Source organism: Agromyces flavus (genome assembly GCF_900104685.1).
In the GTDB taxonomy this organism is placed as follows: Bacteria; Actinomycetota; Actinomycetes; order Actinomycetales; family Microbacteriaceae; genus Agromyces; species Agromyces flavus.
In genome coordinates this window covers 661,433-679,217 of sequence record NZ_LT629755.1, presented here as the reverse complement: position 1 = coordinate 679,217, position 17,785 = coordinate 661,433, and the positions used below count along the sequence as shown (strand labels likewise).

The window sequence follows — 17,785 nt, the reverse complement described above, 5'->3', positions numbered from 1 at the left end:
ACCATCCTCGTCAGACCTCGGTGCCGTAGTCGAGGAACACGGTTTCGCCCTCGCCCTGCAGGCGGATGTCGAAGCGATAGGAGCGCGGTGCGTCGGGCTCGGCGATGAGGGTGCCTCGGCGGGCCTCGTCGACACGGCCGAGCAGCGGATCCGACGCGTTCGCCTCCGCCTCGTCGCCGAAGTACGCACGCGTGAAGAGGTGCTGCAGCACGCCGCGCGCGAACACCGTGACGAGCAGGTACGGTGCCGATCCGTCCCGCATGGCTCCGGGCTTCAGGGTCGTGAAGGAGTAGCGCCCGTCGCGGTCGACGGCCGCGCGGCCGAAGCCCGCGAAGCCGTGCGGATCGCGTGCGAAGGAGCCGCGCTCGGTGGAGGCCCGCCCCGCGGCATCCGCCCCCCAGATCTCGACGAACGCGTCGGGGATCGGGTCGCCGGCGCCGTCGAGCACCGTCCCGTGCAGGCGGATCGCATCGGGCTGCCACGGCGCACGCACGTCGGGACCGCCGGCGTACGGCAGCGCGTAGCCGAAGAACGGACCGACGGTCTGCGACGGTGTCTGGCCGAGCGCGCCGCGGTGCTCGTCGGCGTGCGCGTCGGCGCCGGGGAGGTCGGTGGCGTCGAACGCCTCGCCGGCGCCCGTCTCGTCGGCGCGGCCCGCGGAGGTCTGCTCAGGCATGGTCGGCGTCCTCCGGTTCCATCCAAGTCGACTTCGGGCCGGTGAGCACGACGTCCCATCGGTAGCCGATCGCCCACTCGGGTTCGCTCACGTCGTGGTCGTACTGCGCGACGAGCCGTTCGCGGGCGGCGGGGTCGACGATCGACTGGTAGATCGGGTCGAGCGCGAAGAGCGGGTCGCCCGGGAAGTACATCTGCGTCACGAGACGCTGCGTGAAGGCCGTGCCGAAGAACGAGAAGTGGATGTGCGCGGGCCGCCAGGCGTTGCGGTGGTTCTTCCACGGGTAGGCGCCGGGCTTGATCGTCGTGAGCCGGTACGAGCCGTCGTCGCCCGTGATGAGGCGGCCGACGCCCGTGAAGTTCGGGTCCAGCGGCGCCGGATGCTGGTCGCGCTTGTGCACGTACCGTCCCGATGCGTTCGCCTGCCAGATCTCGACGAGCTGGTTGCGCACCGGCCGGCCGTCGCCGTCGAGGATCCGGCCCGTCAGGATGATGCGCTCGCCCAGAGGCTCCCCGGCGTGCTGGATCGTCAGGTCGGCTTCCTCGGCGGCGACGTCGGTGTGGCCGAACGCCGGCGAGACGAGCTCGATCTCCTCGGGGTCGGCGCGCACGAGCTCGTGCGTGGGGTGACGAAGCGTCGCAGAGCGGTACGGTGCGAAGTCGCGTCGGGGGTGCGCGGCGAGGGGCCGGCCGGCGGATGTCGCGGCCTCCGTCTCGTGCCGGTGGCGCTCGGCGATCTCGTCGCTGATCTGCCGCTGCGTGGTCTCGGGCTGGGATGCGGGCGGGTGCATGGTCACTCCGTCGTGAAGGGAAGGCCGGCGTACTGCTCGGCGAGGCTCTGCATGGCGGCGTGCGAGCCGGTGACGTACTCGAGCTGGCCGACCTGGCTGCGGTAGCGGAACGCGCGCGCCGAGGCATCCGGCACCTCGTGGTGCACGTGCAGCATGTCGGTCATCCACTGCGAGAACTGCTGCACCTTCCACTGCCGGGCGAGCGCACGGTCGCTGTAGCGCGCGAGTCCGCTGTCGTCGCCGGCGCGGTGGTCGAGGATGGCGCGAGCCAGCAGCGCCACGTCGGCGATCGCGGAGTTCAGGCCTTTCGCGCCCGTCGGCGGCACGATGTGCCCTGCGTCGCCCGCGAGGAACATGCGGCCGTGCTGCATCGTCGAGACGACGAAGCTTCGCATGGGCGTGATCGACTTCTCGGTGATGGGGCCCTCGGTCAGCTCCCACCCGTCGACGCCGAGGCGGGTCTGCAGCGCGTCCCAGATGCGCGCGTCGCTCCAGTCGTCGATCGACTCGTCGGGGTCGACCTGCACGTAGAGGCGCGAGACCTCGAGCGAGCGCATCGAGTGCATGCCGAACCCGTCGCGGTGCAGCGCGTAGATGAGGTCGTCGGTCGAGGGCGGCACGTCGGCGAGGATGCCGAGCCACCCGAACGGGTAGGTGCGCTCGAAGACCTCGATGCCGCCGTCGGGGATCGTGCGACGGCACACGCCGTGGTAGCCGTCGGCGCCGACGACGAAGTCGCACTCGAGCTCCTCGGTCGCACCGTCCTTCGTGTAGATCACGGTGGGCCGCGAGCCGGCGACTCCCACCGGCTCGACATCCTCGGCCTCGAAGACCACGTGCGAGCCGAGGCGGTCGTGCTCGGCGAGCAGGTGCTTCACGAGCGCCTGCTGCCCGTAGACCGTGACCGTGCGGCCCACGAGGTCGACGAAGTCGACGTGGTGGCGCTGCCCCTCGTACTGCAGGTAGATGCCGTGGTGGGTGAGGCCGCGCTCGCGCAGGTCGGCGTCGAGGCCGTGCTCGGCGAGCAGGTCGACCGAGCCCTGCTCGAGCACGCCGGCGCGGATGCGGCCGAGCACGTGCTCGCGGGTCTGGGCCTCGAGGATCACGAACGGCACGTCGGCCTGCGCGAGGAGGTGGCCGAGCATCAGGCCGGCGGGGCCGGCCCCGATGATGGCCACGGAGGTGGACTGTCGCACGTGTACGCCTCTCACGTCACTGGGAAGGACCCGACGAGCATGCCGCCGCTGGGCGGCATCCGGAACCACCCTTCCACTGAGCGGAAGGAGCGGTTTCGGCGAGCTCACTCCCCCTGCGGGCGGTACCCCAGCGCCGAGGAGATGCCGCGCGCTGCCATCCGCACGCCCAAGGCGAACTGCGGTTCGGCCACGCGTTCGACGTGCGCGATGATCGACACCGCCGCGACGACCTCCCCCGTGGCATCCCGCACGGGCGCCGCGACCGAGAATGCGCCGCTGGTGAGCTCCTCGACCGACGTCGAGATCCCGAACGACCGGATCTCGGCGAGCCGGCGTCGCAGGTCGCGCTCCTCGGTGAGCGTGTTCGGCAGGTACTTCCGCGGGCCTGATGCGAGCACCTCGTCGAACACCTCGATGGGTGCGTGCGCGAGCAGGACCAGGCCGACACCGGTCGCGTGCAGCGGCAATCGCGAGCCGACGTCCGAGATGACCGGGACGGCCCCCGGCCCCGACAGGCGCTCGAGGTAGATCGCACCGAGGCCGTCGCGCACGGCGAGGTGCACGTGCTCGCCCGTCGCCTCGAGCAGGTCCTCGAGGTAGGGCATCGCGATCCGACGCAGGCGCAGCGCCGTCGGCTGCCGGACGCCGAGCCGCCAGAGCCGCATGCCGACGCGATACCGTCCGTCGTCACCGCGCACGAGGCCGCCCCATGCGACCCACTCCCGCACGAGCCGGTGCGCCGTCGAGAGGGGCAGGCGTGCGCGCGACGCGATCTCGGTCAAGCCGAGCGATTCGCGTCCGGCGAAGGCGTCGGCGATGGCGAAGAGCTTCTCCGCGACCGACCGCGAATCTGCGCCACCGCCCGACATGCGCACATCGTACGGCAACCTCATCCATCCGACCGATGACCGCCATCAAGAGATTCGGCTTCCCTGATACCCCGCGACGGCCGACAGTGGAAACGTGCCGCTCGTCGGCACCCGAACCACGCGGTCGTCATCACCGCACCCCGACTGAAGGATCGACGATGATCAAACTCCTCTCCCACCTCTCCTACCTCGAGATCGCGGCGCCCGACGTCGAGGCCTCCGTCCGCTTCTACGAGGAGCAGGTCGGTCTTCGGGTCCAGTCGCGCGCGAACGGCAAGGTCTACCTGCGCTCCTGGGGCGACTACTACAACTACTCGCTCGTGATCGCCCAGGGTCCCGAGCCGGCCCTCAACGTCATGGCGTGGCGCACGTCGAGCCCCGAGGCGCTCGACGAGGCCGCGAAGCGCGTCGAGGACGCGGGCGTGACCGGCGAATGGATCGACGCAGGACACGGCCACGGCCGCTCGTACCGCTTCACCGGCCCCTGGGGCCACACGATGGAGCTCTTCTGGGAGGTCGAGAAGTACGTCGCGCCCGAGGAGTTCAAGTCGGTCTTCCCGGACCGCCCGGAGAAGCGCACGCAGCACGCCGTGGGTCCGCGTCAACTCGACCACGTCACGGTCGCGGCATCCGACGTGCGCGCGTTCACGCAGTGGTACCGCGACGTGCTCGGCTTCCGCATCATGGCCTACACGACGCTCGACGACTACCCCGTCACCGTGTTCGGCGTGATCACCACGAACGAGAAGTCGCACGACCTCGGCGTCGTGCTCGACAGCTCCGACCGCCCCGGCCGCGTGAACCACTTCGCGTTCTGGGTCGACTCGCGCGAGGAGCTGCTCCAGGCCGCCGACGTCCTCATGGAGCGCGGCACCCACATCGAGTACGGCCCGTCGATCCACGGCGTCGGCGAGCAGAGCTTCCTCTACTTCCGCGACCCGAGCGGCATGCGCATCGAGTGGAACACGGGCGGCTATCGCAACTACGTGCCCGACTGGGAGCCCGGCGAGTGGAAGCCGTCCACCGGCTCGAACAACCTCTACCGCAACGGCGCCATGCCGATGTCGATGACCGAGTCCTTCCCGCCGGACCCCGGCAAGCCCACCGCGACCGAGGAGGGCATCGTTCCGGGAACCGAGGAGGCGATCCTCAACCCGTACGCCGTGCAGGGTCGCGGCTAGGACGTGCGCGGCCCGACCGGCCTCCTCTCCGGTCGGGCCGGGCGCAGCGCGAGACGACGGATGCCGCGGGGGTGGAGCCCGCGGCATCCGTCGTGTCATGCCGCCGAGTGCTCAGTTCCCCCAGAAGGCCCCGGTCAGTCCCACGCTCGCGAAGTACTCGCGCGCCTCGACGGGCTCGCGCCGGCGATACGGCGAGTCGAGCCGTCCCTCGTACCAGTGCGCCGCGAGGCGCCACAGCGTCGCGAGGTCCATGACGTACCCGTGGTCGTTGCCGGTGCGTTCGAGCCAGTCGTCGACGTGCTCTGACGAGCAGAAGACGCGCTGGTGCTCGCACGCGTGCACCACGTCGTCCCAGATGTGCGCCACCGGGGTGAGGAAGTGCGCCACCTGCGGGCCGTCCGGCGCTGCCTCGCGCGTGACCGTCCACGAGTGCGCCGCGCCGCAGGCCGGGCACGTCGTCGCGATGAGTGCGGACGGTTCGTCGGGCACGAGGTGCGGGATCGCGAAGGCGTCCCACGCGCACCCGCCCCACCACAGCGTCCGCTCGCCCATGACCGAGAACGCGAAGTTGCGCGTCGCGAACGGATGCGCGAGCACGATGCGGTGGTCGCCGTCGAACACGACGTGCCGGGCGGTGGCGAGCGCCTCGAGCGATTCCTCGACCTCGGATGGCTCGAGCGAGGTCGTGACGGCGAGCTCGTCGATCCCGGGCAGGCGTCCGGTTGCAGCGAGCGCTCGGTAGACGGCGAGGCGGACCGCCTCATCGCGATCGTTCACCCGTCGAGTCTTGCGCGCGCCCGGCCGCGCCGACCAGCCCCCGGACGGGGCGACCAGCCCCCGGACGGGGAGCCGCTCACGCGAGCGACAGCACGAACGACAGCACGAAGCCGGCCGCCGTGCTCAGCGCGACGGCCGGACCACCGTGCTCGAAGGCCTCGGGCATGAGCGTGTCGGCGAGCGAGGCGATCACCGCGCCCGCGGCGAACGCCAGGGGCAGCGAGATGGTCTCGGCATCGGTGTTCGCGAGCGGCCCCGCGCCGAGGGGCACGGCGACGGCCGTGAGCGCGGCCGCGATCGCCCACATGCCGACGATGGACGCCGACGAGCGCCCCTGCGCCTTCATCGACGAGGCGCCCACCAGCGCTTCGGGCAGGTTCGAGACGAAGATCGCGGCGAGCAGCGCGAGGCCGCCGGCCGCCTCGCCGAGCGAGACGCCGAGCGCGAGGTTCTCGGGCGCCCCGTCGAGCGTGACCGCGGCCAGCAGTGCGAGCCCCGCGGTGCCACGCGTCGAGGCCGAGGTCGGTGCGCGGTCGGCGGCCGCGGCATCCGTGTCGAGCTTGACGCTGCCGGGAACCTCGGCGCTCGGCTGCGGACGCGAGCCCGCCTGCGCCCAGCGATCGAGCAGCGCGCTGAGCACGGTGAAGACCAGCGCGCCCAGGAGCAGCCCGCCTGCCGCACGCACGATGCCGCCGCGTTCGTACGCGTCCTCGAACAGCTCGAACGTGAGGGCCGTGATGAGCGCGCCCGCCGCGAACGAGAGCATGATCGCGAGCAGGCGCTTCGGCAACTGCCACCGCACGCCGATCACCGCGCCGATGACCAGCGAACCGGAAGCCACGATCCCGAACAGCAGGGCCGCCCACATGGCTTCAGTGTCCGTGGAACGCCACCTGCCCGCGAGGGGTTGACGGGCGGGCGGTGCGGACCGTCCGGTGGAGGTCAGGCGATGTCAGGCGCGGCCCTTGAGGATCATGTGCCAGTACACCCACGGCAGGATGTGCCGGTCGAACACCCAGGAGAGGCGCCGCTCCCGCGACAGCGTCTTCCAGAACGGGATCGTGGGCTTCAGCCGGTACCGGTCGTCGAACTCGGCGAACACGACGGTGGATCGCGACACCGTGAACGGGCACACGGAGTACCCGTTGTAGCGCGTGGCGGGCTCGCGGCCGTGGAGCACGGCGAGGAGGTTCTCGGCGAGCACCTTCGTCTGCTTCCGCAGCGCTCCGCCCGACTTCGAGTTCCGGGTCGCCGCCGCGTCGCCGAGCGACCAGACGTTCGGGAACCGCACGTGACGGAGGGTCTCCGGGTCCACCTCGACGAATCCGCCGGCATCTCCGGGCGCCGGAAGGCTCGTCGACTTCAGCCAGTCGGGAGCCGACTGCGGCGGCACGACGTTGAGCACGTCGTACCGCAGCGTTTCGGCCGGACCGCCGCGCGTCGATCCGATCTCGACGGTGCGGTGTTCACCGTCGACCGATCGCACCTCGGTCTCGCATCGCAGCTCGATGCCGTACTCGGCGATCTTCCGCTCGAGCTCGCGATCGATCTCGGGGATGCCGAACACCGTCGGGTCCGGCACGATCATCACGACGCGGATGTCGCCGAGCACCCCGGTCGCGCGCCAGTAGTCGCACGCCAGGTACATGGGCTTCTGCGCCGCACCCGCGCACTTGGCCGGACCGGGCGGCTGGGTGAACACGACCGTGCCGCGGCGCAGCTCCCGGAGGAGTCTGGAGGCCTTCGAGACCAGCTCGTACTCGTAGTGCGAGGCCACTTCGGGGGTGCGGATGGCGGCGGCGAGGCCCGGGATCCGGTCCCAGTCCAGCTGGATGCCGGGACACACGACCAGGTGGTCGTAGGCGACGGACCGACCCGAGGCGAGCGTGACCGTGGCCCGCTCCGGATCGATGTCGTCGACCGCGTCGCGGATCCACCCCACGCCGCTCGGCATCGCCTCGGCCTGGGGCCGCACGGTCATGCTGAGACGCGCCCTCCCGCCCGCGACGTGGGAGAACAGCGGCTGGAAGCGGTGCTCCTCGCGGGGTTCGATCACGACGACGTCGTCGACCCCTTTGCGATGCAGCCGGCCCGCCACCGACAGTCCCGCGTTCCCGCCTCCGACGACCACGACGCGGTGATGGATCATCCGTCTCGCCTCCACGAACTCGAGCTGCGGGTGCAGCCCGGGTCACGCTATGCGGCGGACGGCGCGGCCGCGACCCGTTGACGCGGCCGTGACGGAGGCGTAGTCCGCCGGGTCGTGGGTCGTCCGACACCGCGGCCGCCACGGACCGCGCCGCCGACGCGGAGCGACCCGCGTCGACGGCGTGGAGGCGACCCGGGTCACCGGCGCGCGCCCTCCTTCTCGTGGTCCAACTCGCCGACGATCGCGGCGATCGCCTCGGTCGACGGCCGCTGCTCGCGTTCGACCTCGGCGCGCTCATCGGTCGACAGGTGGTCGTCGACGCTCATCGTGGTCTCGTCGAACGGCCGCTCACCCGAGAGCACCGACCGCAGCTGGTCGCGGTCGAGCTCCTTGGTCCAGGTGCCCACCAGCAGGGTCGCGACGGCGTTGCCGGTGAAGTTGGTGAGCGCGCGAGCCTCCGACATGAACCGGTCGATGCCGACGATCACGCCGACGCCGTCGACGAGGTCGGGGCGGTGCGCCTGCAGGCCGCCGGCGAGCGTCGCGAGGCCGGCACCGGTCACGCCCGCCGCGCCCTTCGAGGCGACCATCATGAACAGCAGCAGGCCGATCTGCTCGCCGATCGCGAGCGGCGTCCCCATGGCCGAGGCGATGAACAGCGACGCCATCGTGAGGTAGATCGCGGTGCCGTCGAGGTTGAACGAGTACCCCGTCGGAATCGTGACGCCGGCGACCGGCTTGGACACGCCGGCGTGCTCCATCTTCGCGATGAGGCGCGGCAGCGCGACCTCGCTCGATGAGGTCGAGACGATGAGCAGGTACTCGCGGCCGAGGTAGCGCATCATCGAGAAGATGTTGACCCGCGCGACGGCCCAGAGCAGCGACCCGAGCACGACCACGATGAACAGCACGCACGTGATGTAGAACGCGACCATGAGCGTGCCGAGCGAGATGATGGCGGCGACGCCGGTGTTGCCGACGACCGCGGCGATCGCGCCGAACGCGCCGATCGGGGCGACCCACATGATCATCGCGAGGATCCGGAACACGAGCGCCTGGATCTGCCGGATGGCCCCGAGGATCGGTGCGCCCTTCGCGCCCATCTTCTGCAGCGCGAAGCCGACGAGCAGCGCGACGAACAGCACCTGGAGGATGTTGCCGTCGGTGAGCGCCGCGAGCAGCGACGTCGGGATGATGCCGAGGATGAACTCCTCGGTCGTCTTCGCCTCGCCGGATCCGGCGTCGTAGGAGGCGCCCGCGATGTTCAGGCCCTCGCCGGGGTGGATGAGGTTGCCGACCACGAGGCCGATGCCGAGCGCGAACGTCGACATGACCATGAAGTACAGCAGCGCCAGTCCGCCGACCTTGCCGACCGTCGCGGCCTTGGCGATCGAGCCGACGCCGAGCACGATCGTGCAGAAGATGATCGGGGCGATCATCATCTTGATGAGCAGGACGAATGCGTCGCCGATCGGCTTGAGGCCGACCGCGAACTCGGGGGCCGAGAGGCCCACGGCGATGCCGGCGACGACCGCCGCGATCACCGCGATGTAGAGGTAGTGCGAGGAGTCGATCCTCCGTCGGGCCTTCGAGCCGTCGACGCGAGACTGGAGCGCCATTGCCGTCCCTGTCTTCCTTGGTCGGTCATCGCCGGTGGCGACGATTCGGGGTGTCGGGCCAGCATGCGCGGGCGGATGGCGCGCCATCCGCTTGTGTTCATACTGTTCGCGGCAGGACCGGCTGCGGTGACCGACCCGGGACGTATCGTGAGAGCGGACAGCGACGTTGCGAGGTGGACATGGTGCGATGGGTGCGCGGCTGGAGCATCGCCGCCAAGCTGTTCGCGCTGCAGCTCGCCGTGATCGTCGTGCTCGCCGTGATCGCCGTGGCGCTCATCTGGGCCGACGCGCGCGCCGACGTCGAACGGGATGCGGCCGCGAAGTCGATGGCGGTCGCGCAGACCATCGCGAACGATCCCTTCGTGGTCGACGGTGTGCAGTCCGACGACCCGACCGCCGAGCTGCAGCCCTACGCCGTCGACGTCATGCGCGAGGCCGAGGTCGACTTCATCACGATCATGGCGCCCGACCGCACGCGCTTCACGCACCCCGATCCGACGCAGATCGGGCAGCAGTTCCTCGGCAACATCGACCGGGCGCTCGCGGGCGAGCCGTTCAGCGAGACCTACACGGGCACGCTCGGGCCGTCGGTGCGGTCGGTGGTGCCGATCGAGGATGCCTCGGGCGAGGTCGTCGCGCTGGTCGCGGCGGGTATCACGGTGTCGAACACCCAGGTCGCGCTCGGCGGGCGGATCGCGACGGTGATCGTCGCGGCCGCCGTGATGATCGCGCTCGGTGCGCTCGGATCATGGTTGCTCAGTCGCTACCTGCGGCGCGTCACGTGGGGTCGCGGCGCCGAGGAGATGAGCCGCATGTTCGCGTACTACGAGGGCGTGCTGCACTCCATCGGCGAAGGGCTGGTGCTGCAGGACGACCGCAACCGGGTCGTGCTCGCCAACGACCGTGCCGCCGAGCTGCTCGGACTGCCGAAGCCCACGGGTCGGCATGCCGCACCGGCGCCCCTCGACGCGCTCGGGCTCGCGCCGTCTGTCGCCGAGGTGCTGGCGCGCACCGACGCCGTCATCGACGAGATCGTCGTCACACCGACGCACGTGCTCGTGGTCGACCGCGACGTGATCGTCTCGCGGCTCCGACCCGGCGACCCGCACGCGCGCCGGGTGGGAACGGTCACGACGCTGCGCGACCACACCCGACTGCAGGAGCTCACGGGCGAGCTCGCGAACATGACCACGCTCTCCGACGCGCTGCGCTCGCAGGCGCACGAGTTCGCGAACCGCCTGCACACCATCATCGCGCTCATCGAGCTCGGACGATCCGACGAAGCCGTCGAGCTCGCCTCGAGCGAGCTCGCGCTCAGCCAGGCGCTCGCCGACCGGCTGCTCTCGGCCGTGGAGGAACCGGTGCTGCTGGCCCTGCTGCTCGGCAAGGCCGCGCAGGCCGGCGAGCGCGGCATCCGCTTCGAGGTCGACCTGCCCGAGCGGCTCGCGACCACCGGGATCGACCCCCGCGAGACCATCACGATCGTCGGCAACCTCATCGACAACGCGCTCGACGCGGCCGCCTCGACGCCTTCGCCGGCCGTCGAGGTCTCGATCGCCACGCGCGACGGACGGCTGGTCGTCGCCATCGCCGACAGCGGGCCGGGGCCGCGTACCGGGGCGCGGGTCTTCGACCTCGGCGTCTCCACGAAGCCTCGCGAGGCGTCGGATGGCGCGGGGGCCTCCTCGCACGGCCATGGCATCGGGCTCGCGCTCGTGCGCCAGTCCGTCGCGCGCCTGGGCGGCGACATCCGGGTGGAGGGCTCGCGCTTCGAGGTCGCCCTGCCGCTGCCGACGGCGTCGACCGCTCCGGTGCCGGGGGCTCGCGATGCCTGACGACATCCGCGTCCTCGTCGTCGAGGATGAGCGCCTCACCGCCGAGGCGCACGCCGCATACGTGGGCCGCGTCTCGGGATTCGAGGTCGCCGGCGTCGCGCACACCGGGGCCGAGGCCGTGCGCCGGCTGCGGGACGCCCGTCGACCCGACGGGTCCATCGCCGGCATCGACCTGATCCTCCTCGACGTCAACCTGCCCGACACGACCGGCATCGAGCTGTGCCGCTCACTTCGCGCGGCCGGCATCGAGATCGACGTCATCGCGGTCACGGCCGTGCGCGACGCGGCCGTCGTGCGCTCGGCGGTCGCCCTCGGCATCGTGCAGTACCTCATCAAGCCCTTCGCCTTCGCCGCGTTCGCCGAGAAGCTCAACGCCTACCGGGACTACCGCTCGCGTGTGGGGCGAGCGGAGGTCACCGACCAGCAGGAGGTCGACGCGTCGTTCGCGGCGCTGCGAACGACGTCGGGCGCCGACCTGCCGAAGGGACTCACGCGCGAGACGCTCGACCGGGTGCGCACCGCAGTCCGCGATGCCCCCGCGGGCGGCGTCTCGGCGGCCGAGCTCGCGGGCCGTCTCGACCTCTCGCGCGTCACTGCGCGCCGGTACCTCGAGCACCTCGCCGACACCGGTGCGGTGGAACGCGCCAACCGCTACGGCACGCCCGGCCGCCCCGAGGTGGAGTACCGGAGGCGCTGAGCCGCCCGGGCGACGCGGCCCCGAGTCATCCGCTCGGCGGATTCGGGGGCGGGCCCCACCCCCGTGCGGACTCCGCTCGGTAGACTGCACGGACACCACGCCGCCCGCGACCCGGCCACGGCCGTGCCCGACGACAGGAGCACCACGACGTGATCCATACCGCGCTCATCCCCTGGCTCGACCCCGAGTCGATCATCCAGGCGGCCGGTCCATGGGCGCTGCTCGTCGTGTGCTTCATCGTGTTCGCCGAGACGGGCCTGCTCGTGGGCTTCCTGCTGCCCGGAGACACCCTGCTGATCATCTCGGGCCTGCTGTCGAACCCCGACGTCGTGCCGCCCAACGGCGTGTTCGGCGTCTCGGTCTGGCTCGTCGCGCTGCTCATCGGGTTGTCGGCGTTCGTCGGAGGCGAGGTGGGCTACGAGATCGGGCACCGCGGCGGCCCGAAGGTGTTCGAACGCAAGGAGAGCGGCCTCTTCAGCGTCAAGAACGTCGAACGCACCAATGCCTTCTTCGAGCGCTTCGGCGGCCTGACGATCATCCTCGCGCGGTTCGTGCCGGTCGTGCGCACCTTCGCACCCGTCGCGGCCGGCGTCGGCCACATGCACCGCGCGCGGTACTCGCTCTACAACTTCATCGGCGCCGTCATCTGGGGCTTCGGCCTCACCATGTTCGGCTATCTCGTCAGCTTCATCCCGCCGGTCGCCGACCTGGTCCGCGACTACATCGACATCATCCTCCTGATCGCCGTCGGCGGGACTGCGCTCATCACCGCATGGCACTACTTCAGCGAGCGCCGCAAGGCCCGGAAGGCCGAGGAGGCCGGAGCCGACGTCATCACCGACGAGCACGAGGCCGAGGAGCTCGTGCTCGACCCCGACGTCTTCGACCGCCCTCCGCACCTCGAAGGAGACCACGGGCACGACGGTCACGGCCGCAGCCGGGGTCACGGCGACGAGGGTCCGCCCGCCGATCGCTGATCCCGCACGCGGGGTGCGGCGCCCGCGCCCCGGGCCTACACTCGGCCGCATGAGCTTCCTCTACGAAGAGAAAGCCTCACGCTCCGCACTCGTCGACGTCGTCTGGAGGACCGTCGATACGAGCGACGGCACCTATCTCGCCGCCGCCGATGCCTGCTGGGACATGATCTTCTCCGATCTGGCCGCAGGCGGCCGCCGCGTGCTCCTGAGCGGGCCGTCGTCGCAGCCGACGCCGGTGCCGTACACCGCCGGGAACCGGAACATCGGAGTCCGATTCGTCCAGGGCTGCTACTTCACGCACTGCGCGGCCGCCGACATGTGCGATCGCACGATCGCGCTCAGGATGCCGCAGGCGACGGCCTTCGACCTGGCGGACGTCCGGTGGCCGTTCCCGGACTACGAGACGGTCGACGACCTCGTGGAGGCGTTCGCCGCCCACGGGCTCCTCGCACACGATCAGATCGTCGAGTCGATCCTCGTCGGGCGACCCCCGGGGGTCTCCGTCCGATCGGTGCAGCGGCATTTCGCCAAGGTCACCGGACTCAGTCCTCACCACGTCCGGCAGATCTCACGCGCGCGGGCGGCGGTGAACCGACTCCAGACGGGCGAGGCGATCGCCGACGTCGCCTACGACCTCGGTTACGCCGACCAGTCGCACCTCACGCGTGAGGTCAAACGGCTCACCGGATGCACGCCGGGCCAGTCGCAGCACCGCGGCGAGCCGGTCTGACGCGGTCGGATGTCGCTCGCGTTCAAGACGCACGGCGGTCGATCGGCTTCACTTCTGGGTCGGGCACTCCGGTGACCGAACGGAGCGCCGAACCGCGGATGCGCTCCGAGAGGACTGAGAGACATGGACATCCGACCGACCACGATCGCCATCCCCGACGCCGACCTCGCCGACTTGAACGATCGGCTCGAACGGACACGGTGGCCGAGCGACCTCACCGGGTCATGGGAGCGTGGGACACCGGTGTCCTACGCGAAGCGACTCGCCCGGTACTGGCGCACGCAGTACGACTGGCGCGAGGAGGAGGCGAAGCTCAACCGGCTGCCGCAGGTGACGGCGATCATCGAGGGCCAACCGATCCACTGCTTCCACGTCCGCGCCGCGGATGATGCCGCTGTGCCACTTCTGCTCGTGCACGGCTACCCGTCGTCGGCGGTCGAGTTCGCCGCCGTGCTGCCGATGCTCGCCGACGCTGGTCGGGGCACGATCGACGGCATGCGGGCGGATGGCGCGGCTCCGGAGTTCCACGTCGTCGCGCCCTCCATCCCGGGCTGCGGATTCTCGATCCCGCTCATGAGCCACGGGTGGGACATCGTCCGTACCGCGCACGCGTTCGACGAGCTCATGCAGGCGCTGGGCTACGACCGCTACGCGGTGTTCGGCGAAGACGTCGGCGCCGGCGTCATCGAGCAGCTCTGCCTCGACGCCGGCGACCGTGTGCTGGGTTCGATCTCGGCGACCGACCCGGGTGCGATCGCGACCCAGTACACGCCGCCCACCGACCACCTCACCGCCGACGAGCACGAGCGGCACGAACGGCTGAAGGATGCGCGGACCGAGGACTTCGGCTACCTCGCGCTGCAGACGACGAGGCCGCTCAGCGTCGCCTACGGCCTCACGGACTCGCCGATCGCCCAGGCGATGTGGATCGTGGAGAAGTTCCGGGAGTGGACCGACCCCGAGCGCGAGCTGCCCGAGGACGCGGTCGATCTCGACGCGCTGCTCACGCTCGTCACCGTGGCGTGGTTCGGCCGGAACGGAGACGGCGAGGTCAACCTGCTCTACGAGGCGGCGCACGCCCAGGCAGCGTGGGGACGCCACCACGATCGACCGCAGGGGATGGCGGCGTTCGGCGAGGAGCCGCTCATGCGGCGCATCCTCGATCCCGACGGGCGCCTCGCGTTCTGGAGCGAGCATCCGCGCGGCGGTCACTTCCCGGCGATGGAGGCACCGGAGCAACTCGTCGGCGACCTCCGCAGGTACTTCGCGGGGCTGCTCGCCGCCTGACTCGACCGCGCGCTACGCGTGCGTCGCGTGCTCGTGCTGCCCGCGACCCGAGGGCTCGAGCTGGAACGTGGAGTGATCGACGTCGAAGTGCTCGCTGAGGCATCCGCCGAGCTCGTCGAGCAGCGCGCCGACCCGATCGTCGGCGAAGACCGCGGGCTCGACCTCGACGTGGGCGCTGAACACGTGCGCCCCGGTCGTGATCGCCCACACGTGCACGTCGTGCACGGCGACCACGCCGCGCGTGCGCAGGATGTGGTCGCGGATCTCCGCGACATCCGTCTCGGCGGGCGTCGACTGGCTGAGCACGCGCATCACGTCGCGCAGCAGCAGCAGCGCGCGCGGCACGATGAGCACCGCGATCGCGAGCGACGCGATGGCGTCGGCGGCGTTCCATCCGGTGGCGACGATCACGAGTGCCGCCCCGATGACGAGCACCGAGCCGATCGTGTCGCCGAGCACCTCGAGGTAGACGCCGCGAACATTCATGGACCCTTTCGCGCCGCTTCGCAGCACGAGCATCGCGGCGACGTTCGCGGCGAGCCCGGCGAGCGCGACCGCAAGCATGAGACCGCCCGCGACCTCGTGCGCCTCGCCCTCGGTGCCCGAGACGAGTCGATCGATCGCGCCCGCCGACACCGTCACGGCCACGACGATGAGGATCACGCCGTTGGCGAGCGCACCGAACACCTCGAAGCGCCGGAAGCCGTAGGTCTGCCGGTCGTTCGCGGGGCGAGCGGCCACGACCGCCGCACCGAGTGCGATGACCAGGCCGAGGAGGTCGCTCGTCATGTGGCCGGCATCGGCGAGCAGTGCGAGCGACCCGCTCAGCACCCCGCCGACCACCTGCACGACGAGGAATGCGCCGATGATCGCGATCGCGATCACGAGCCGCCTGCGATCGGTCGACGCGGAGCCGTGGTCGTGTGCGTGTGCCATGTCCATTCCAGCGTAGGCCGGATGTCGCGGCGAGGCTCCTGACGGGAATGAGTCCCGTTCTCAGCCGAGACCCTCGCGGAATCCGCGCCGCCATGTCTCGTATCGCGGCTGCCAGCCGAGCTCCCGCTTCGCCTTCGCGTTCGAGGACCCGCGGACGGTGGTCATCATCGCGATGCCGTGTTCTCCGAGCAGCGGCCGCGCAACCCAGGCCGGGATCCGCAGCGGCGGCTTCGCGCCCAGCACCCCGGTCAGATCGGGAAGCCACTCCGAGACGGGTGCCGGTTCGTCGTCGACGATGTTGTAGGCACCGGGCGCGCCTCGCGTGACCGCGGCCGCCGTGGCCGATGCCGCATCCTCGATGTGGCAGAACGACCACACACCGGCGCCGCCTCCGACGACCGGGAGGCGACGGGCGCGGACCATCTCGACGATCTGGCCGCCGCGACCGAGCAGCTGGCCGGGGCCGTACAGGCCCCCGTAGCGCACGGCGAGGCCGCCGACCTCGGTGGTGACGGACTCGAGGTACCGGATGGCCGCCAGCGTCTGCCGCGACGGACCGGTCGGCGTCGGATCGAGCGGGTCCTCCTCCGTCTTGACGGGGCCGCCCGTGCGCTCGTTCGGCCAACCGGTGAAGCTCTGCGCGATGAACCGCACCCCGCCGACCTCGGCCGCGGCGGCGAGCAGGTGGTCCGTGCCGCGGGTCCGGAGTTCGTTCGTGGCGGCGAAACCCTCGTCGAAGCGCCGGAAGTCCGGCATGGGGCCGCCGAGCGCGGTCAGTTCGTGCACGACGACCTCCGGTGCGGATTCGAGGACGGCCCTGCGGACCGAATCCGCGTCGCCCGGATCCATCACCACTCCCGTGGCGCCGGCCCGTTCGATCGCACCGAGTCGCGTCTCGCTTCGCGAGGTTCCCGCCACCCGATGGCCGGCCGCGACCAGGAGTGGTACCAACCGTGATCCGACCGCTCCGGTGGCGCCGGCGACGAAGACTCGCATGTCCGTCCTTCCTCTCGTCTCACCTCCTCCGACGGATGAGCGCGGCGCCGTGTGACACGCTGTGCCATCGTTGGAGGATGACGGAGCCCGGCGACGCCCTGGCGGACCTCCGCCCGCTGATGTTCTCCATCGCCTACCGGATGCTCGGCAGCGTGACCGAGGCGGAGGACGTCGTGCAGGACGCGTACCTGCGACTGCATGAACGCACGCGTGCGGGCGAGGAGATCCGCCGTCCCGAGGCGTTCGCGACCACCGTCACGACACGTCTCGCGATCGACGCGCTCCGATCCGCGCGGCGGAACCGCGAGCTGTACGTGGGTTCGTGGCTGCCCGAACCGCTCCCCGATGCGAACGCCGACCCGGCGCACCGCGTCGAGCACGACGAGACGCTCTCGTTCGCCTTCCTCGCCGTCCTCGAACGGCTCGGCCCCGTCGAGCGGGCGGTCTTCCTCCTGCGCGAGGTGTTCGACGTCGACTACTCGACGATCGCCGGCATCGTCGAGCGGTCCGAGGCGAGCTGCCGTCAGGTGCTGCATCGCGCGCGGTCGCGCATCGCCGACGGTCGTCCGCGGTTCGACCCCGACGTCCGCCGCGACGCGGTGCTCATCGAGCGCTTCTTCGACGCCCTCTCGGCCGGTGACGTCGACGCGCTCGCGCGCACGCTCGCAGACGACGTCGTGTTCTACGGCGACGGCGGTGGAAAGGCCCCGGCCATCCGCCGGCCGATCGAGGGGCGGGTCGCCGTCGCGCGATTCCTCGCTGGCCTCGTGCGACGCGGCGAGCCCCTGCCGATCACGATGGAGCGGGTGCAGGCCAACGGGGAGGCAGCACTGCGGATCTCCACCGGCGGTGCGACGCTCAGCGTGCTCATGGTCCACGCGGCAGGTGGTCGGATCGCCGCGGTCGGCAACCAGCTCAATCCCGACAAGCTCCGCCATCTCGGCCCGGTCGGCGACCTGGAGGCGCTGATGGCACAGGGTGCCCGTCCGCCGGATCGAGGTTCGGAGGCGGGCGGGTCCGACGGGGCTCAGCCGCCGGGCACCACCACGCCGGTCTCGTAGCCGAGCATC

17 protein-coding genes are annotated in these 17,785 nt (G+C 71.1%); 7 read left to right on the top strand and 10 right to left on the bottom strand.

Going from position 1 to position 17,785, the window contains the following annotated elements:
- Window positions 1-10: 10 nt before the first annotated feature.
- The 4 genes from pcaG to BLT99_RS03295 form a co-directional block, all read right to left on the bottom strand.
- Complete coding sequence (pcaG, locus tag BLT99_RS03310) at window positions 11-676, bottom strand: protocatechuate 3,4-dioxygenase subunit alpha (RefSeq protein ID WP_092669252.1); 666 nt, start codon at window positions 674-676, stop codon at window positions 11-13.
- Window positions 669-1,466 carry a protocatechuate 3,4-dioxygenase subunit beta gene (gene pcaH, locus BLT99_RS03305; protein WP_092669250.1) on the bottom strand — a complete coding sequence of 266 codons (798 nt, stop codon included), beginning with the start codon at window positions 1,464-1,466 and terminating at the stop codon, window positions 669-671. The genes pcaG and pcaH overlap by 8 nt, the downstream gene beginning before the upstream one ends.
- A gap of 2 nt (window positions 1,467-1,468) precedes the next feature.
- Window positions 1,469-2,662 (bottom strand): 4-hydroxybenzoate 3-monooxygenase, encoded by a 1,194-nt coding sequence (locus tag BLT99_RS03300; protein WP_229724706.1) that lies wholly within the window; start codon window positions 2,660-2,662, stop codon window positions 1,469-1,471.
- Between the two features lie 104 nt (window positions 2,663-2,766).
- A complete protein-coding gene (locus BLT99_RS03295) occupies window positions 2,767-3,531 on the bottom strand; it encodes an IclR family transcriptional regulator (protein WP_092669248.1) in 765 nt (254 codons plus the stop codon).
- 158 nt (window positions 3,532-3,689) lie between these two features.
- On the opposite strand from BLT99_RS03295, the gene BLT99_RS03290 reads away from it, so the two are divergent.
- Window positions 3,690-4,712, top strand: a complete 1,023-nt coding sequence (locus BLT99_RS03290) for a VOC family protein (protein WP_092669247.1) — start codon at window positions 3,690-3,692, stop codon at window positions 4,710-4,712.
- Window positions 4,713-4,823: 111 nt separating this feature from the next.
- Here BLT99_RS03290 and merB read toward each other — a convergent pair whose 3' ends face one another.
- From merB to BLT99_RS03270, 4 genes are all read right to left on the bottom strand, one after another.
- The gene (merB, locus tag BLT99_RS03285) at window positions 4,824-5,489 is read right to left on the bottom strand and encodes an organomercurial lyase (RefSeq protein ID WP_092669246.1); all 666 of its coding nucleotides are present in this window, start codon (window positions 5,487-5,489) and stop codon (window positions 4,824-4,826) included.
- Between the two features lie 76 nt (window positions 5,490-5,565).
- Window positions 5,566-6,357, bottom strand: coding sequence for a ZIP family metal transporter (locus tag BLT99_RS03280; protein WP_092669245.1), 792 nt, complete (start codon window positions 6,355-6,357; stop codon window positions 5,566-5,568).
- A gap of 84 nt (window positions 6,358-6,441) precedes the next feature.
- Window positions 6,442-7,638, bottom strand: a complete 1,197-nt coding sequence (locus BLT99_RS03275; RefSeq protein WP_092669243.1) for an NAD(P)/FAD-dependent oxidoreductase — start codon at window positions 7,636-7,638, stop codon at window positions 6,442-6,444.
- Window positions 7,639-7,835: 197 nt separating this feature from the next.
- A complete protein-coding gene (locus BLT99_RS03270) occupies window positions 7,836-9,257 on the bottom strand; it encodes a cation:dicarboxylate symporter family transporter (protein WP_092669242.1) in 1,422 nt (473 codons plus the stop codon).
- A 179-nt stretch (window positions 9,258-9,436) separates the two neighbouring features.
- Between BLT99_RS03270 and BLT99_RS18155 the strand changes: the two genes are divergently transcribed.
- The 5 genes from BLT99_RS18155 to BLT99_RS03245 all read left to right on the top strand — a co-directional run bounded on the left by BLT99_RS18155 (window position 9,437) and on the right by BLT99_RS03245 (window position 14,783).
- Window positions 9,437-11,092, top strand: a complete 1,656-nt coding sequence (locus BLT99_RS18155) for a sensor histidine kinase (RefSeq protein WP_092669241.1) — start codon at window positions 9,437-9,439, stop codon at window positions 11,090-11,092.
- On the top strand, window positions 11,085-11,789 hold the full coding sequence (locus BLT99_RS03260; RefSeq protein WP_092669240.1) for a response regulator: 705 nt from the start codon (window positions 11,085-11,087) through the stop codon (window positions 11,787-11,789). Before BLT99_RS18155 ends, BLT99_RS03260 begins: the two co-directional genes overlap by 8 nt.
- A gap of 152 nt (window positions 11,790-11,941) precedes the next feature.
- On the top strand, window positions 11,942-12,766 hold the full coding sequence (locus BLT99_RS03255; RefSeq protein WP_092675546.1) for a DedA family protein: 825 nt from the start codon (window positions 11,942-11,944) through the stop codon (window positions 12,764-12,766).
- 49 nt (window positions 12,767-12,815) lie between these two features.
- Window positions 12,816-13,496 carry a helix-turn-helix domain-containing protein gene (locus tag BLT99_RS03250; protein WP_092669239.1) on the top strand — a complete coding sequence of 227 codons (681 nt, stop codon included), beginning with the start codon at window positions 12,816-12,818 and terminating at the stop codon, window positions 13,494-13,496.
- Between the two features lie 123 nt (window positions 13,497-13,619).
- Window positions 13,620-14,783, top strand: coding sequence for an epoxide hydrolase family protein (locus BLT99_RS03245; RefSeq protein WP_092669238.1), 1,164 nt, complete (start codon window positions 13,620-13,622; stop codon window positions 14,781-14,783).
- A gap of 12 nt (window positions 14,784-14,795) precedes the next feature.
- On the opposite strand, the gene BLT99_RS03240 is transcribed toward BLT99_RS03245, so the two are convergent.
- Both BLT99_RS03240 and BLT99_RS03235 read right to left on the bottom strand, forming a co-directional pair.
- Window positions 14,796-15,719: a cation diffusion facilitator family transporter gene (locus tag BLT99_RS03240; RefSeq protein WP_092675543.1), complete on the bottom strand. Its 924-nt coding sequence runs from the start codon at window positions 15,717-15,719 to the stop codon at window positions 14,796-14,798.
- 60 nt (window positions 15,720-15,779) lie between these two features.
- Window positions 15,780-16,715, bottom strand: a complete 936-nt coding sequence (locus tag BLT99_RS03235) for an NAD-dependent epimerase/dehydratase family protein (RefSeq protein WP_092669237.1) — start codon at window positions 16,713-16,715, stop codon at window positions 15,780-15,782.
- A gap of 77 nt (window positions 16,716-16,792) precedes the next feature.
- On the opposite strand from BLT99_RS03235, the gene BLT99_RS03230 reads away from it, so the two are divergent.
- A complete protein-coding gene (locus tag BLT99_RS03230) occupies window positions 16,793-17,776 on the top strand; it encodes an RNA polymerase sigma-70 factor (RefSeq protein ID WP_092669236.1) in 984 nt (327 codons plus the stop codon).
- Window positions 17,777-17,785 lie beyond the last annotated feature (9 nt).

Bases quoted from the DNA above. Each gene is read 5' to 3' on its own strand.
- BLT99_RS03240 (WP_092675543.1), bottom strand. From the start codon at position 15,719: ATGGCACACGCACACGACCACGGCTCCGCGTCGACCGATCGCAGGCGG.
- BLT99_RS18155 (WP_092669241.1), top strand. From the start codon at position 9,437: ATGGTGCGATGGGTGCGCGGCTGGAGCATCGCCGCCAAGCTGTTCGCG.
- BLT99_RS03235 (WP_092669237.1), bottom strand. From the start codon at position 16,715: ATGCGAGTCTTCGTCGCCGGCGCCACCGGAGCGGTCGGATCACGGTTG.
- pcaH (WP_092669250.1), bottom strand. From the start codon at position 1,466: ATGCACCCGCCCGCATCCCAGCCCGAGACCACGCAGCGGCAGATCAGC.
- BLT99_RS03295 (WP_092669248.1), bottom strand. From the start codon at position 3,531: ATGTCGGGCGGTGGCGCAGATTCGCGGTCGGTCGCGGAGAAGCTCTTC.
- BLT99_RS03270 (WP_092669242.1), bottom strand. From the start codon at position 9,257: ATGGCGCTCCAGTCTCGCGTCGACGGCTCGAAGGCCCGACGGAGGATC.
- BLT99_RS03245 (WP_092669238.1), top strand. From the start codon at position 13,620: ATGGACATCCGACCGACCACGATCGCCATCCCCGACGCCGACCTCGCC.
- BLT99_RS03275 (WP_092669243.1), bottom strand. From the start codon at position 7,638: ATGATCCATCACCGCGTCGTGGTCGTCGGAGGCGGGAACGCGGGACTG.
- BLT99_RS03250 (WP_092669239.1), top strand. From the start codon at position 12,816: ATGAGCTTCCTCTACGAAGAGAAAGCCTCACGCTCCGCACTCGTCGAC.
- BLT99_RS03290 (WP_092669247.1), top strand. From the start codon at position 3,690: ATGATCAAACTCCTCTCCCACCTCTCCTACCTCGAGATCGCGGCGCCC.
- BLT99_RS03230 (WP_092669236.1), top strand. From the start codon at position 16,793: ATGACGGAGCCCGGCGACGCCCTGGCGGACCTCCGCCCGCTGATGTTC.
- BLT99_RS03260 (WP_092669240.1), top strand. From the start codon at position 11,085: ATGCCTGACGACATCCGCGTCCTCGTCGTCGAGGATGAGCGCCTCACC.
- BLT99_RS03280 (WP_092669245.1), bottom strand. From the start codon at position 6,357: ATGTGGGCGGCCCTGCTGTTCGGGATCGTGGCTTCCGGTTCGCTGGTC.
- pcaG (WP_092669252.1), bottom strand. From the start codon at position 676: ATGCCTGAGCAGACCTCCGCGGGCCGCGCCGACGAGACGGGCGCCGGC.